The 14,919-nt window shown below is 42.3% G+C and carries 12 protein-coding genes and 1 pseudogene; 8 read left to right on the top strand and 5 right to left on the bottom strand.

Annotation, left to right across the window (positions count from 1 at the left end; translation table 11 throughout):
• The first annotated feature begins 381 nt into the window (after positions 1 to 381).
• Positions 382 to 1,029, top strand: a complete 648-nt coding sequence (locus ACSLUK_RS08250; RefSeq protein WP_448548073.1) for a single-stranded DNA-binding protein — start codon at positions 382 to 384, stop codon at positions 1,027 to 1,029.
• Between the two features lie 341 nt (positions 1,030 to 1,370).
• Positions 1,371 to 2,282 (top strand): TolB-like translocation protein, encoded by a 912-nt coding sequence (locus tag ACSLUK_RS08245; protein WP_448548072.1) that lies wholly within the window; start codon positions 1,371 to 1,373, stop codon positions 2,280 to 2,282.
• Positions 2,283 to 2,480: 198 nt separating this feature from the next.
• Here the strand turns inward: ACSLUK_RS08245 and ACSLUK_RS08240 are convergent, their stop codons facing one another.
• Positions 2,481 to 2,885, bottom strand: coding sequence for a hypothetical protein (locus ACSLUK_RS08240; protein WP_448548071.1), 405 nt, complete (start codon positions 2,883 to 2,885; stop codon positions 2,481 to 2,483).
• 328 nt (positions 2,886 to 3,213) lie between these two features.
• On the opposite strand from ACSLUK_RS08240, the pseudogene ACSLUK_RS08235 reads away from it, so the two are divergent.
• Positions 3,214 to 4,860 (top strand): annotated as a pseudogene (locus ACSLUK_RS08235) (methyl-accepting chemotaxis protein); the annotation flags it as partial.
• A gap of 50 nt (positions 4,861 to 4,910) precedes the next feature.
• Here the strand turns inward: ACSLUK_RS08235 and ACSLUK_RS08230 are convergent.
• Both ACSLUK_RS08230 and ACSLUK_RS08225 read right to left on the bottom strand, forming a co-directional pair.
• The gene (locus ACSLUK_RS08230) at positions 4,911 to 5,474 is read right to left on the bottom strand and encodes a GNAT family N-acetyltransferase (RefSeq protein WP_448548070.1); all 564 of its coding nucleotides are present in this window, start codon (positions 5,472 to 5,474) and stop codon (positions 4,911 to 4,913) included.
• 28 nt (positions 5,475 to 5,502) lie between these two features.
• A complete protein-coding gene (locus ACSLUK_RS08225) occupies positions 5,503 to 6,132 on the bottom strand; it encodes a class I SAM-dependent methyltransferase (protein WP_448548069.1) in 630 nt (209 codons plus the stop codon).
• Between the two features lie 212 nt (positions 6,133 to 6,344).
• Here ACSLUK_RS08225 and ACSLUK_RS08220 point away from each other — a divergent pair, with 212 nt between their 5' ends.
• Positions 6,345 to 6,809, top strand: coding sequence for a MarR family winged helix-turn-helix transcriptional regulator (locus ACSLUK_RS08220; protein ID WP_448548068.1), 465 nt, complete (start codon positions 6,345 to 6,347; stop codon positions 6,807 to 6,809).
• Between the two features lie 111 nt (positions 6,810 to 6,920).
• Here the strand turns inward: ACSLUK_RS08220 and ACSLUK_RS08215 are convergent, their stop codons facing one another.
• A complete protein-coding gene (locus tag ACSLUK_RS08215) occupies positions 6,921 to 8,288 on the bottom strand; it encodes a sensor histidine kinase (RefSeq protein WP_448548067.1) in 1,368 nt (455 codons plus the stop codon).
• Positions 8,278 to 9,735 carry a sigma-54-dependent transcriptional regulator gene (locus ACSLUK_RS08210; RefSeq protein WP_448548066.1) on the bottom strand — a complete coding sequence of 486 codons (1,458 nt, stop codon included), beginning with the start codon at positions 9,733 to 9,735 and terminating at the stop codon, positions 8,278 to 8,280. The genes ACSLUK_RS08215 and ACSLUK_RS08210 overlap by 11 nt, the downstream gene beginning before the upstream one ends.
• Positions 9,736 to 9,923: 188 nt before the next feature.
• Between ACSLUK_RS08210 and ACSLUK_RS08205 the strand changes: the two genes are divergently transcribed.
• The 4 genes from ACSLUK_RS08205 (at position 9,924) to napE (ending at position 14,907) form a co-directional block, all read left to right on the top strand.
• On the top strand, positions 9,924 to 11,231 hold the full coding sequence (locus tag ACSLUK_RS08205) for an efflux RND transporter periplasmic adaptor subunit (RefSeq protein ID WP_448548065.1): 1,308 nt from the start codon (positions 9,924 to 9,926) through the stop codon (positions 11,229 to 11,231).
• A 92-nt stretch (positions 11,232 to 11,323) separates the two neighbouring features.
• The gene (locus tag ACSLUK_RS08200; protein ID WP_448548064.1) at positions 11,324 to 12,004 is read left to right on the top strand and encodes an ABC transporter ATP-binding protein; all 681 of its coding nucleotides are present in this window, start codon (positions 11,324 to 11,326) and stop codon (positions 12,002 to 12,004) included.
• A gap of 53 nt (positions 12,005 to 12,057) precedes the next feature.
• Positions 12,058 to 14,568, top strand: coding sequence for an ABC transporter permease (locus ACSLUK_RS08195; protein WP_448548063.1), 2,511 nt, complete (start codon positions 12,058 to 12,060; stop codon positions 14,566 to 14,568).
• A 180-nt stretch (positions 14,569 to 14,748) separates the two neighbouring features.
• A complete protein-coding gene (gene napE, locus ACSLUK_RS08190) occupies positions 14,749 to 14,907 on the top strand; it encodes a periplasmic nitrate reductase, NapE protein (protein ID WP_448548062.1) in 159 nt (52 codons plus the stop codon).
• The last annotated feature ends 12 nt before the right edge of the window (positions 14,908 to 14,919 follow it).

Below are 14,919 nucleotides of genomic sequence, written 5' to 3'. Positions count from 1 at the left end.
GGTGTTGAGTATAACGAAACCCATATAAAAACCAGCTGTCTTATAGGTAATACCAATCCGTATAAGCCTTTAAAACTCGCCCTTTGGGAATGCATGGGCAACATGATAACTGCACAAAATAAGCTTAATGTAGAACAACTATATCTACACTTATTTCGTTTGTTCTAATGTCACCCATGTCATTCTAAGTGGGCAATTCTTTATGCGGATTGGTATAAGTAGTATCATTTAAATTTGATCCGAAACTACCAGAAAATTTGAGACAGTGTTAGAATGATCCTCTTAACCTTTTAACAAGTAAAGCGATGATCGCGCTAAGATGTTCATAATCGCTTTTAAGTCAGTAACTTCGAAGTTACTGCCAAACCAGTAGGAATAAACATGGCCAGTCGTGGTATTAATAAAGTCATTATTGTTGGAAATTTAGGGCAAGATCCGGAAGTTCGTTTTATGCCAAATGGCGGCGCTGTGGCAAACTTTACGGTTGCGACTTCTGAATCATGGAAAGATAAACAAACCGGCGAACAAAAAGAAAAGACAGAATGGCATCGCATTGTAATGTATCAACGTCTTGCTGAAATTGCCGGTGAGTACTTAAAGAAAGGTTCAAAAGTTTATCTAGAAGGTCGTTTGCAAACACGTAAGTGGCAGAACCAACAAGGTGCTGATCAATATACAACTGAAATCATCGTAAATGACATGCAGATGTTAGACTCTCGTACAGGTGCACAGTCAGGTGGCTTCCAAGCGCAAGCGCCTCAGCAATCTCAAGGTGGTTTCCAACAGCAAGCTGCTCAACAACCACAAGGTGGCTTCCAACAGCAAGCACCTCAGCAATCTCAAGGTGGTTTCCAACCGCAAGCAGCTCAACAACCGCAAGGTGGCTTCCAACAGCAAGCACCTCAACAGCCGCAAGGTGGCTTCCAACAGCAAGCTCCTCAACAAGGTGGCTTTCAGCAGCAAAATCAACAGGCTAAAGTAAATCCACAAGAGCCAACGATTGATTTTGATGACGATATTCCGTTCTAAACGTTTACTTTAAAAGTGTAAATATAAATCACTTTTAATCAAAAAATTTATTCAAACCCAGCTAAATGCTGGGTTTTTTATTTTCTGCTCTAAACTGCTAATTTCAGTGGGTTGTTCCCCACATTTTTAGATTGTTCATCTACATTCCAAGTCAAAAGAATTTTCTCATATCTAGCTGGCAATTCTGATCCCTTATCAGCGCAAAATCACCTAAACGTCATAAGGACGTCAGGTATTTTAAATTGGTTTGTATATAGTGATTTTTTGCTTAATCACACTTAATCCATCAATGAAAGAAAATGCAAATCAGTTAATTGTTTGATTTAAAGGAAGGGGAAATTATGAATCGTACTGGTATGTCAGTTTGTCTGCTATGTTCACTCATATCTATGAGTGGTATGAGTTATGGTAACAATAATACTCCAGTCTCTGAGCGTGAGTATTTTGGTGAAAAGCCGCCAGGCTTAATGCCGAAACTTTTTGCTCCTAAAATCGTATCGCCAGAAGGAAGCTTTGAAGGTGGTATGTTCACGCCTGATATGAAGGAGTACTACTTTACAAGGAAAAATGGCAAATATAAAAAGCGTACATTTTTTGTGATTCGCTACGAAAACAATCGCTGGGGTAAGGAATCTGAAACCGACATAAGATGGCCGTTATTTTCTGGCGACGGCAATGTAATGTACCAAGGAAAACGCTATCGGAAACGAACGTCTACAGGCTGGTCTGCACCCAAGAGTCACGGCGATTTCTTAAAAGAGCAAGCACATGGTCTTTCAGTTTCTGCTAATGGTACTTACTTTTTTCCATTCTTTAAAAAGGAAGATAACGGGCGTGGTAACTTGGGTTATTCACGGTTGGAAGATGGAAAATACACACTGCCAGTCAAGTTGAATGATGAGATCAACACGGGGGAATACATCGCGCATCCCTTTATTGCGCCCGATGAATCCTACTTAATTTGGGATGTAGAACGAGAAGACGGACACGGGCAAGCGGATATCTATATTAGTTTTAAACAAAGCGACGGCTCTTGGTCTCGTTCAATCAATATGGGGCCGCAGATTAATACAGAGTATCAGGAAAGCTCTCCTTGGGTATCGTATGATGGAAAATATCTGTTTTTTACCAGAGGAGAGTGGCAAGTAAGAGAAGATGGCAGTCAAAATTACGTAGGTAAAAGATATTGGGTAGATGCTAAGGTAATTGAGAACCTTAAGCCTAAACAGTTAATCACCTATCAATCTCAATAAGTGTGAAGTTGGTAGGTTTTATCTTTTGTGGGTATCCGCAGCCTTTGAATTTCGTATGCTAGAGCTGTAGTGCTCACAGCGGGCTGAAATAGCACATTACGATTTCGGGCGTAATAGATGAAAAACATTTATGCATCCAGTAGGTTAGCGACCACCAAGAAATGGGCTGGCAAAAAACTGCCAGCTCATTTTGAACTACTATGCCGACAACGAAATTTGGCCCGCGTTGGCTATTTGGCTCTGACTCTTTAATGCTTGATAAGTATCAACTGAAATGTTGGTGGGAACACTACCAGTTTTTCGCTGTGAAAAGTGCTCCTGCATTTTTTGAAATTCCTTTTTTAGATCAACGCCTTCATTTGCGGCAATGTCTTTCAGTGCTTGAGGGGCAGTTTCGGCGAATGTTGCCGCATCAAATGTCCCGTTGTGCATTGCTTGCTTCATTTCTCCCATAAACTCACGTACTTCCGTACTGCCACGTACTTGTGAGCCTAAAGTGGCGAGTGAATCCGATATACCTAACTTGCTCGACGTGTTCATTTTGGGGGCAGATGTTAATGGGGTAACGGTGTTTATGTTTGCGCTGGGCTGTTGAATATTCATATGAGCTCCTTTAGTCAAATTGATGTTGTTGTTCAACATCAAGGGATTGTTGCAAAAGAAGCACCGTTGATTGTCAGGGCGTGTAAAAAAGCGTAAGTGTTTGCTGAATATAGAAAACGAAACATTTGTACAATGATTTATGGCGGAACAGACTAAATTTATTTCAAATTTTATGATCAATGCATTTGCATATTTCGCAATTCATTACTAATGATTAAATAGCACCATAATCCTTTCATTATCGTTTTGTACATATACAAGGACAGTTACCATGTTTTGGAATTCGCAAAACAACAAACAGACAGATCATCATCATTTTCTAAAAGCTCAGGTCGAAGCGTTGCATCGTGTGCAAGCGATCATTGAATTTGACCTCGAAGGAAACATTATCACCGCCAATGATAATTTTTTGAGTGCGGTAGGGTATTCATTGAAAGAAATAAAAGGGCAACACCATCGAATGTTTGTTGAGCCTTCGTATGCAAATAGCAGTGAATACAAAGCATTCTGGCAACGACTTGCCAAAGGGACATTTGATAGCGGCGAATACAAGCGCATTGGCAAATCGGGAAATGAAATTTGGATTCAAGCATCTTACAATCCGATTCTTGATGAGAACAATAAGCCGGTGAAGGTTATCAAGTTTGCCACTGACATCACCGCGCAGAAAAAACAAGCAGCTGACTACGAAGGGCAGATTGCTGCAATCAGCAAATCACAAGCGGTGATAGAATTTAATATGGACGGCACGATTATTACCGCCAATGAGAATTTTTTGCAGACAACAGGGTATCGGCTTGAGGAAATACAAAACCAACATCATAGTATGTTTGCCGAGTCTGAATACGCAAAAAGCGGTGAATACAAGGATTTCTGGCAGCGATTGAACAACGGCGAATTTGATGCGGGTGAGTATAAGCGTCTAGGCAAGGGCGGAAAAGAAGTATGGATTCAAGCGTCTTATAATCCGATTTTTGACTCAAGCGGCAAGCCGTTTAAAGTGGTCAAATATGCGACTGATATTACGCAAAGGAAACGTGCAATTGAGGACATAAAGACTGTCATTATTGCGATGACGGAAGGTGATCTAACTCAACGAATTACGCAAGATTATGGTGAAGAATTCAATGTGCTGACGCAAGCGATGAATGCGCTTTTGGAAAAGTTAAGCCAATTGGTTGAGGATATTCGTCAAGCGTCGGGCGCAGTCTTTGGCACATCAACAGAGCTGGCAAAAGGCAATAAAGAGCTCAGTCATCGCACTGAATCACAAGCTTCCAGTCTTGAAGAAACAGCATCAGCAATGGAAGAATTGGCTGCAACGATTCAACAAAATGCAACCAATGCAGTCGATGCGACCAGTTTGTCTAAGAGTGCGATGGAAATCTCAACCTCTGGTGGCAAAGTACTCGCAGAAGCTGTTGATGCGATGGAAGCAATTCAAAAGTCGAGTAAAAAAATATCAGACATTATTAGCGTGATTGATGAAATCGCCTTTCAAACTAACTTACTGGCATTGAATGCGGCTGTTGAAGCAGCGCGCGCGGGTGAGCAAGGTAAAGGCTTTGCCGTTGTTGCTAGCGAGGTGCGTAATCTGGCACAGCGCAGCGCATCAGCAGCAAAAGAGATCAAAGGGCTTATTAATAATAGTGTTGACGCTGTTAATGACGGCAGTGAGTTGGTCAATAATACGGGCACTACCTTTGAAGAAGTGGTGAATTCTGTGACTGAGGTGGTACAGAAAATCACTGAAATTAGTACGGCAAGCCAAGAACAAGCATCGGGCATAAATGAAGTCAGTGCAGCGGTATCACAAATGGACACCATGACTCAGCAAAACGCGGCGCTCGTTGAACGTTCTTCCGCATCTAGTAATGCTATGGAAGAACAAGCCAGGCGTTTACTTGAGCAGATATCATTTTTTACATGCGACAGTTCTGTGAAATCGCGTGATAGTCAGGGCAAAGTGGCGTAGAGCACGGTAACGAGCTATTACCTTTATAGCGGTGTGAAAAAGTATGAAATCTAACATGCATTTTTTATTTGTCGTTCAAAAAAATAGCTGGCACCGTCAATTTCGCTATGAGACGCACGGTTAAAACCATTTTTCTCCAATACGCGAATTGACGCTTTATTTTGTGGTGTGACTCCGCCAATGAGTGAGCCTACATTTCCTTGTTGCTCGCACCATAAGACAAAGCCAGCGAGCAACTCACTTGCATAACCTTTGCCCCACGTCGACGCCTTAAATAGGTACCCTAAATGAATGTTTTTGCGCTCTAATTCTGGCGAGTTAGCGTCATGTAGGAACATCAGACCAATGAACTCATCTGAGTTATGCTCTTTTATCAGTAAAACAGAGCCTTCCTCTATCCGTTCTCGCCACCAGCATTCAGCTTGTTCAACGGTAGTGATATTTTGCCAATTGTCTGGTAACTCTTTGGTGACACTAGGCGTTAACAACTTGAGTAATTGTGTGGCGAAGGTAGGTGTTGTGTCGAGGTTGAAACATTCCTGTTCCACATGTTTAATGCGAAGTCGTTCAGTCGCGAACTGACAATGTGATTGCTGTAACTCAGGATGTTGCATAATCGCCCTCTAATAAAACCTCTGTTAACTATAAGTGTGCAATAATCACAGACGCCTCAAGATCAGATCGCCTATGAAATTCGCAGCTTATTTGTTGGAATCCTTTATCTTGCAGAAGTTGCATAATGTCTTTCGTTGATTTGAGATCGTATGCTTCATTAGCGGTTAACTCTTCAACGTCTCCCATCGGATGCGCTGTCATTTCTTCCCAGATATCATCTATCGAGATAAATCGGCCATTTGGTTTTAGCACACGCTTCACTTCCGCAAAGCTGATATCGATATCTTGCCAATGATGCAGTGTATTTACCGCAACAACGACATCGCAACTTGCGTCTGCCATGGGAATTTTTTCTGCGCTACCGTCAATGAAAGTGGCTTTATTTTGGAGTAATGCTGTTGATGTGAGCTCTTGAGCCAATGTGAGCATGCGAGGGGTTGGATCGATTCCAACGACACTTCCAGAGCTAAGCATGTTAGCAATAGCTCTTACAGCGGCGCCACTGCCACAGCCAATATCAAGAACTGTATCACTTGGTTTTATCTGACAAAGTTGTGGAATCTTTTCATGTAGTGGGAGTTCCCCCCAACGAGATACATAATCGTTTACTGATTCGTCATTCCAAATGTTGTGCTGGTTAGCGAGTTGGTTAGTCATTACGTGCTCCAATTCCGGTTTAAGTAAACAATTCCGGTTTAAGTGAATATGGTTAGATTTCCTAACTATTATTGCTGTTTTAGTTAGGTAGTCAAACTATATTTTTGCCGAGTTAGGTAATGTGATGTTAATTCAGGCAATTTTTTATCGGATAATTGGTACGGTAGACGGTGTTAGTGTGGTATTTTGTTTGGCAATCTAACGAATGCGAAATGAACGATATGGCACTAGAAGATTCTTTGATAAAGCTGCAAAGACTTATTACCAAAACTTGGAATAAACACAACTTTGCCAGCAAAGAACATAGTTTGAGTTACAGTGAGTTTGAATATTTGCAGTGTGTGCATGTTGCCGAAAGCGCAGAATTTGATCCGGGCGCAGTGGAACATGACGACAGTACGCATTTGTCTGCGCTGGCGGCAGAGATGCAAGTGCAGAAATCTTCGGCAAGTTTAATGGTGAACAAACTGGAAAAGCGTGGGTTGATCCAGCGTGTTGCCTGCCAATATGATGCCAGAGCACAGCATATATTGCTTACCGAAAATGGCAGAAAGCTATTCTTGCATACTCAGCAAGCGGTTTATCATGACTTGGCACAAATGTTTAATAGCGTGTTAGCACCAGAAGAATATCGTCAGTTTGAACAGGTGCTGTCTAAAGTAAATGATGCGATGTGATGACACATGCTAGTTAATATTTATCGACATTGCTATACGGCAAACTAAGCTGACAATGCAAAAGAAATAGCGGCTACTCTATGCATTTGGCCGCAAGCTCGTTACCTTACCTTAAAATATCAACCTAAACGTTGCACCACCCTCAGTGTTCGTGTGGTGCGACACTTTTCCATTGTGCGCCAACATGATTTGGCGCGTTAGTGCTAATCCAACCCCTGAACCATCTTTTTTTGTGGTGAAAAATGGTACGAAAATCTGGTCAACAATGTCTGATGCAATGCCAGTACCATTGTCTGTTACTTCAATTACTACATGGCCCCTAGGATTAAGGAATGCAGATAATGAAACCTGTTTGGTGGCTTGATCAGTTACGGCTTGTTCAGCATTTCTAAGCAAGTTTATCAGGACTTGTTCGAGCATATGATGATCGGCGTACACGTCGAGCGAACTAGGCGAAATATGAGTTGTTAGTCTGATACCTTTGCTATGCCACTCTTGAGTGAATACTTGGGTAACGTGTGAAAACAACGATGTAATAGTTAGTGGTTTTCTATTAGGCGTAGGAAGCTTGGTGAGTTGGCGGTAACTGTTCACAAAATGGGTAAGGTTTTCACTCCGTCGGGCAACGGTTTGTACCGCTTCGTGTATGTCGTGCAGATCCTCTCTGATGTCGGTACATGCTTGATTATTAGCATCTTGTGTTTTATCTTGTACGTCTTCTACTAAGTCAACGGTCGTTTTAGCCAATGAGGCAACGGGCGTAATGCTATTCATGATTTCGTGTGTTAGGACACTGACTAACTCCTGCCATGCTTGAATTTGCGTGCTGGCAATTTCACTTTGTACATCTTGCAGGCTGTAAAGCGTTTCACGGTGCGTAGTGCTCATAAACTCAGAACATGATACCAAAAGCCGATGTTCCATTTGATCAAGCGTCAGACTAACAAGGCGCTTCTCTCCAAGTTGTAATGATTGAATCGCTTCCAAAAAATGTGCATCTAAGCTAACTAAGTCGTCGGTTTTGGTTACGCTATGTCTGCCAAAGAGCTGGCGAGCGCTGTTGTTCCACAGCGATACCTTATTATCAGAATAAATACTTATTAGCGGTACAGGCACATGTTCAACAATCGCACTCATGTGTTGTAGCTTTTCTTCGTTTATATTACGTTCATGCTGAATACGTTTAAGTACGTCACTAAACATTTGCCCTAGTTCTTCAAAGCCACTTCCAACGCCTTTGAACTCAAAACGTTGAGAAAAGTCGGCGTGTCGCACAGCGGAAAAAAAGCGTACCAGCTCTTGATTTGTTTTGGTGATAAAGTGTGTGAGTTCAAATAACTGCAAGACAAGTAACAATGCCAAAACAAGCATGGTTGCCTGATAGCCTTCAAACCCTATAATCACTGATAGTGCTGCCAGCGTCATGATTGCCAGCAACGTGCGTATAATCACCAGCAGCGAAAACTTTTTATAAGCCATGTTTTTCCATTCTTCTGTACAGTGCTGCGCGCGTTAATCCTAACTCTTTTGCTGCATGACTAATGTTGTAACGATGCTTCTTTAATGCACGCGCAACGGTAACTTTCTCGATTTGTTCCAAATTCAGATTGTCATCGTCTAAGGGAAATTCTTGCCTTGAATCGCTTGATGTGAATGCGTCAGTTTTTTTTGCTTCGTTTGCTGTTAATGTTGCGGTTGTCGGCGCGATAGGGGGTTCAGTAGGTGCAGCGAGTTGAAAGTCACTGGCACTAAGTTGTGATGACTGACATAAAATTACAGCACGCTCAATGGTATGTTTGAGTTCTCTGATATTACCCGGCCACGTGTATTGCCGAAGGGCACATAACGCGTCATTTGCCAACGCTAATGTAGGTTTGTGATATTTTTTGCAGTAGACGCCAATATAATGGTTAGCGATAGCCTCTATATCGTCCCGCCGCTCGCGCAAGCTAGGTAGATTTATTTCTACTGTGTTTAATCGAAACCGCAAGTCTTGTCTGAAATACTGCTCGTCACATAATTGCGTTATAGCAACATTAGTTGCACTGATAACTCTCACATCGAAGGGAATAGCTTCGTTTTCACCAATCGGTGTAACCTTTCTTTGTTCCAGTACTGTTAACAGCTTTGCTTGCAGGTGCATCGGCAAGTTACCTATTTCATCCAGAAACAGTGTTCCCCCGTCAGCGGCTAACAAGCGCCCCATGCGATCTTTCTGTGCGCCAGTAAATGCTCCTTTCTTATGACCAAATAGCTCACTTTCAAACAGTGATTCCGCTATTGCCCCCAAGTCTACTGACATGAATACCTGATCTGCACGTGTACTACGTTGGTGAATTTCTCTGGCGATCAATTCTTTGCCCGTGCCGTTCTCACCTAAAATCATGACATTGGCATCGGTTGGTGCACAACGTGCTATTAATGAATGGACATGCTCCATCGAAGCAGATTGTCCAATAATTGTTTGGCCTAAACTCTGATTGCTGGCTTGAGCAAGTGCCTGATTTGCTACTCTTAGTTGTTTGGCTTCGTGCCGACTTTGGCTTAACGCGACAGCGGTAGACACCGTTGCAATCATTTTTTCATTTTGCCACGGCTTGGCGATAAAGTCGGTGGCACCCAGTTTCATCGCTTCTACAGCGATATCAAAGCTACCGTGGGCGGTGATCAAAATGACAATGCTACTTGGGTCAATTGCCATAATTTGCTGTAACCAATATAGACCATGTGCTCCTGAACTTTCACCTGGACCAAAGTTCATATCAAGCAATATAACGTCAAACGATTGTTCTTTAATAAACAGTGGAATATGTTCAGGCAAATTACAGGTACTGACGTGAGAGAAGTGACGCTTTAAGAGTAATTTTCCGGCCGTCAGAATGTCTTCGTCGTCGTCAACAATGAGTACCTTACCGTTTTTTTTCATTTAATGGTTATGCAATTCAATTCGAGAAAGTGTTCATTAACGTACATCAAGTGTTCATAAACGTACAGTTAAAAACGACATTTTTTAGTGGTAACGATAATTTTTATCGTTAATTCAATTGGTTACAGGTTGGAATGGTTCTTGTAATCATATTAACTATTCAACAAAGAATACAAAGTAATTCGAAGATGACAAGACCTAATACTGTACTCAATGAAGTGAAAGAAAATCCTAATCCTGCAGTTTCAGGCGCAGGGATGGATAAAAAGATAGATACGCCAGCAAGCGCTTATAAAAAATGGTTAATGATAGTGACGGTGATCGCCGTAATTGGCGCGCTTATTTTCATTATTGCCAGTAAAACAAGCGACAAGGTGTTGGTTGTTGATAATAGTCGCGTTGTTATTTCTGAGGTAACCACAGGAACCTTCGAAGATTTTATTCCTATTCGTGGCCGAGTAACGCCAGCTAAAACGGTCTTTTTAGACGCCATAGAAGGTGGGCGCGTTGAGCGTATATTAATTGAGGATGGTGCCAATCTGAAAGCTGGAGATTTAATTGTCGAGCTGTCTAATGCGTCATTACAACTCAATGTGTTGGGCAATGAAGCACGTGTTGCTGAACAGCTAAACAACATGCGTTCAATTGAATTGAATCTTGAACAAAATCGTCTCGCACACAAACGTAATATCGTTGATATTGAGCATCAGATTAAGCTGCTGACAAGGCAGTTGGCCAGAGAAGAAGCATTGGTTGCAACGGGTGCTGTCCATCAATCGCAATATGAAGATACGCGTGACACGTTACATTGGTATAAGAGCCGCTTGCAACTGACACGAGAGAGTCAGGCCTCAGACGCCAAAATGCAGGAAGAGCAATTGGCTTTTCTAAAAGAAACCAGCGCACGCTTAGAAAGCAATTTAGCCATTTCCAGACAAAATCTTGACAACATGAATGTGCGTGCACCTGTAGCAGGCAAACTGTCTGGCTTCAATGTTGAGGTGGGTCAAAGCATTGCTAGAGGCGAGCGTATTGGACAAATCGATAGCCCTGATGACTACAAATTGACGGCATTTATCGACGAATTTTATCTCGGCCGCGTAGATATTGGCCAGAAAGCGATGTTTGAAGGATACCAACTGCGAATTTCAAAAGTTTACCCGCATGTTCAGAACGGACAATTTGAAGTTGATTTCATCTTTGAAGATCAACAGCCACCAGCTATTCGTCGCGGACAAACCATGCAAGTGAAATTAACGCTGGGCGATGCAAGCAAAGCGACACTCATTCCTAATGGCGCTTTTTACCAAGACACTGGGGGTAAATGGCTATTCGTAGTGACTACCGACGGTACTGAGGCAGTGCGTCGCAATGTTCGACTTGGTCGCAGAAACAGTCAGTTTATTGAAGTCATTGAAGGGCTTGAAGTAGGGGAACGCGTTGTTACTAGCCCTTATGGCAGCTACCAAGACATGCAACGACTTAATTTTAACTAGGGCAACTTGCTCAAAATACTAAACCAAACACAGATTGACGCCAATGCACCAATATCACAGGCATTGAGCACATAAAATATAAGGATTTTAACATGTTAAAACTACACAACTTATCGCGCGTATATCAAACAGGTGATGTTGAAACTACTGCTCTGAACAATGTAAATCTGGAAATAGCAAAAGGAGAATTCGTCGCCATTATGGGGCCATCAGGCTGCGGTAAGTCTACGCTATTGAATACTATAGGCATGCTCGACTCGCCAACGTCGGGGGACTACTTCTTTAACAACGAGAATATTGCGGGTTATAACGAACAGCAGCTTTCTTCAATACGAAAGCATCATATTGGTTTTATTTTCCAAAACTTTAACTTAATTGATGAGTTAACCGTTTTTGAAAATATTGAATTAGCGCTACTTTATCACGGTATTTCTGCCGCCGAGCGCAAAGTGCGCGTTGAACGCGTTATGGATAGGGTGGGAATTGCTCATCGCGCTAAACATATGCCAAGCCAATTGTCAGGTGGTCAGCAGCAACGTGTGGCGGTGGCGCGAGCAGTGGTTGGTGATCAGGCGATGATTCTGGCGGATGAGCCGACAGGTAACTTAGATAGTGCGCACGGTCAGGAAGTCATGGAGATACTACAAGGACTAAACCAAGACGGCACAACTATCGTGATGGTGACTCATAGCCCTGAACATGCTGATTATGCAAGCAGAACAGTTCGGTTGTTTGATGGGCATGTGGTTACCCAAAACGTACGTGCCGCTTAACTTGCGACATAGCTAAAGAAGATGGTGTTTCCGTTAATGAGAGGGGTTTTCCAATGTTTCGCAATTATTTAATCACTGCGTGGCGCAACGTCGTAAAAAATGGCGTGTTTTCAATTATTAATATTTTTGGATTAACTGTTGGCTTGATGAGCTGCATTTTGATCTTGTTATTTGTTCGACAAGAAACTGGCTATGATACCTGGATAAAAGATAGCGACCGTTTAGTGCGACTGCATACCGCTTATACCACGCCTAACCGTGAACCGTTTTTAACCGTGCGCTCAGCTGGGCGTATGATGGAAGCGATAAGAGATTATGCGCAAAATGAAGTGGAATCGGGTGTTCGATTAATTCAATTCGGTATCACAGTTCGTCAAGATGCCAATGTTTTTCCTGAACAGATTTCGATGGTAGACGGGAGTTTTTTTGATGTTTTTCCATTGTCATTCAAGCATGGTTCCATTGCATCATCATTTAATAAACCGATGGATATGGTCATTACTGAATCTATGGCGTTTAAATATTTTGGGCGAACAGACGCGATTGGTGAAACATTAACGGTATGCTGTGTTTCGGGAAACACCGCAACATTGACAGTAACTGGGGTAATCGAAGATTTACCCGATGCGACCCATCTCAACACTGAGCTACTAGTTTACTTACAACCAGCATTGTTTCCCGAAAACGACAACGTGTTGAACACTTGGAATAGCGTCAATGTTTACACCTATTTTAAGATGAGGCCAGATGTTGCAGTTGAACAACTTCAACAGCGAATTAGCTATTGGGCAAACAATGAAAGCCCGTTTGTGCAGATGCTTGCAGATAATGGCGGAAGCGCTTTTGATGGCATGAAAGTCACTGACGTCGTTAACCATCGTATTATGTCTGTGCCTGATCTTCACTTACATGCGAAAGAACATGCCGGTAACTTAGGTGATATGACGCCAATGGGCGATCAGCGAATGATCAATACGTTTATTGTCGTTGCCTGTCTTGTCTTGGTGATTGCCTGCATTAACTTCATGAACCTTTCGACCGCAAAGGCCAGTAAACGTGCTAGAGAAGTAGTGATGCGCAAGGTATTAGGTGCGAGTCGTACGCAAGTGGCCATTCAATTCTTAGGCGAAGCAATCGCGCTAGTATTAATTGCTTTGTTATTCGCATTGGTTGCGGTGGAATTGGTTCTGCCATATTACAGTGAAGTGCTAGGGACAAACCTTACGTTAAATCTGTTTTCGGAACCTACGTTACTGTTCTCTTTAATTGCAATGGCGATGGTTGTTGGTATTGGCGCAGGCATATATCCCGCTTTGTATTTATCGCGTTTTCTGCCAAGTGATATTCTTAAGGCGAGTAAAGGTTCTGAATCGGCGTCATCTGCCAAATTACGTACGCTATTGGTTATCGTGCAATTTGCCACATCTATCGTATTGGTTATTTCAACACTTGTTGTCTACGGGCAAACCGTATTTTCAAACAACATAGATGTTGGTTACCAGAGTGATAATAAACTTGTGTTAAATGTACGACCAGCGAGAGAAAATTTAGCAAGCTTAAAGCAAGAGCTTATGCGAATTCCTGAGGTAACGAACGTTGTATTTTCATCAGAAGCTCCTACACAAGATAATGAAAATAATAATTTCTTTCAGCTAATTGGCGCTGATGAAAATGGTACGGTTGGTCAAGAGGAGCTGCTTAACTATCACCACATGGATTACGGTTTCTTTGAAGCCTACCAAATTAAACCGCTTGCAGGACGATTATTCAGTGAAGCGTTTGGTACAGACGAAATTAGAGACGTTGCCGAAGGCGAAACTGGCAGTGCAAGCGTCATTTTGAATGCATCTGCCGCAAAGAAGTTTGGCTTTAGCGACCCTCAACAAGCGATAGGCAAGACTTTGGCGGCTAATGTAAATGGTATGCAACATCTAACAATAGTTGGTGTGATCCCTGATATCTATTTTCGCTCTGTTAAATTTGGTGTCAGACCGAGTACGTATATGCTTAATCCGCAACGATACAATGTTGCAAGTATTTCGTTTAATACGTCTAATGTTGCCAATTTAATGTCACAGGTTGAATCTGTGTGGAAACAACAAGTGCCAATGGAACCGCTGAATTTACAGTTTTTAAGTGAGATGATGGCGGCGCAATACGAAGAAGAAGTGACTACGGCGAAACTATTCTTAGTATTTTCAGTATTGGCGATTGTCGTCGCGAGCTTAGGATTGTATGGATTATCGGCTTTCACTGTCGAACGTCGCACTAAAGAAATTGGCATTCGCAAGGTGATGGGCGCTGAGGTTAAAGACGTGGTTAGGCTCTTGGTGTGGCAGTTCTCTAAGCCTGTAGCAATGGCTAATGTTATCGCATGGCCAATTGCGACCTACGCGATGCTTAGTTGGCTTGAGCGTTTTCCTTACCGTATCGAAAACTATTGGCTCATTCCAATCTTTGCCATCGTTGGTCTATTCTCATTGCTAGTTGCGTGGCTAACGGTTGGTGGTAATGCAACAGTTGTTGCGAGAAAAAATCCGGTAGTATCACTTCGCTACGAATAATTCATATTCGAAGAATTTACCACTTGGCGATGTTAGTATCGCTAAGTGGTAGAAAACAAAACCTTTTTTCACCTCTTACTTCATCTATTGACTTAATGACTCAGTAGTTTGATTTCGATCAATATTGCCTTCAGCTTTTTGCGGATAATGAACATAAGCAAAATGGTTAGGGGGACAGTAATGAGCACAAATGCAAGTGAGCAAGAAAAAAAACGTGAGCGAAATACTTTTGTATTTCTTACCGTTTTTCTCGCTCCAATCTTATCGGTCATGATTGTCGGGAGCTACGGCTTCATGGTGTGGATTAGTCAAATCATATTTGGCCCACCAACATCGTAGCGCAGAGACAAC

Source organism: Thalassotalea fusca, from assembly GCF_053485835.1.
The sequence above is the reverse complement of the archived record's forward strand: the minus strand, read 5'-3'. Positions and strand labels throughout refer to the sequence as shown.

What these genes read in the sequence shown, in the direction of transcription:
- ACSLUK_RS08215 (WP_448548067.1), bottom strand. Translation starts at nt 8,288, where the DNA reads ATGGCTTATAAAAAGTTTTCGCTGCTGGTGATTATACGCACGTTGCTG.
- ACSLUK_RS08245 (WP_448548072.1), top strand. Translation starts at nt 1,371, where the DNA reads ATGAATCGTACTGGTATGTCAGTTTGTCTGCTATGTTCACTCATATCT.
- ACSLUK_RS08200 (WP_448548064.1), top strand. Translation starts at nt 11,324, where the DNA reads ATGTTAAAACTACACAACTTATCGCGCGTATATCAAACAGGTGATGTT.
- ACSLUK_RS08240 (WP_448548071.1), bottom strand. Translation starts at nt 2,885, where the DNA reads ATGAATATTCAACAGCCCAGCGCAAACATAAACACCGTTACCCCATTA.
- napE (WP_448548062.1), top strand. Translation starts at nt 14,749, where the DNA reads ATGAGCACAAATGCAAGTGAGCAAGAAAAAAAACGTGAGCGAAATACT.
- ACSLUK_RS08225 (WP_448548069.1), bottom strand. Translation starts at nt 6,132, where the DNA reads ATGACTAACCAACTCGCTAACCAGCACAACATTTGGAATGACGAATCA.
- ACSLUK_RS08210 (WP_448548066.1), bottom strand. Translation starts at nt 9,735, where the DNA reads ATGAAAAAAAACGGTAAGGTACTCATTGTTGACGACGACGAAGACATT.
- ACSLUK_RS08195 (WP_448548063.1), top strand. Translation starts at nt 12,058, where the DNA reads ATGTTTCGCAATTATTTAATCACTGCGTGGCGCAACGTCGTAAAAAAT.
- ACSLUK_RS08230 (WP_448548070.1), bottom strand. Translation starts at nt 5,474, where the DNA reads ATGCAACATCCTGAGTTACAGCAATCACATTGTCAGTTCGCGACTGAA.
- ACSLUK_RS08250 (WP_448548073.1), top strand. Translation starts at nt 382, where the DNA reads ATGGCCAGTCGTGGTATTAATAAAGTCATTATTGTTGGAAATTTAGGG.
- ACSLUK_RS08220 (WP_448548068.1), top strand. Translation starts at nt 6,345, where the DNA reads ATGAACGATATGGCACTAGAAGATTCTTTGATAAAGCTGCAAAGACTT.
- ACSLUK_RS08205 (WP_448548065.1), top strand. Translation starts at nt 9,924, where the DNA reads ATGACAAGACCTAATACTGTACTCAATGAAGTGAAAGAAAATCCTAAT.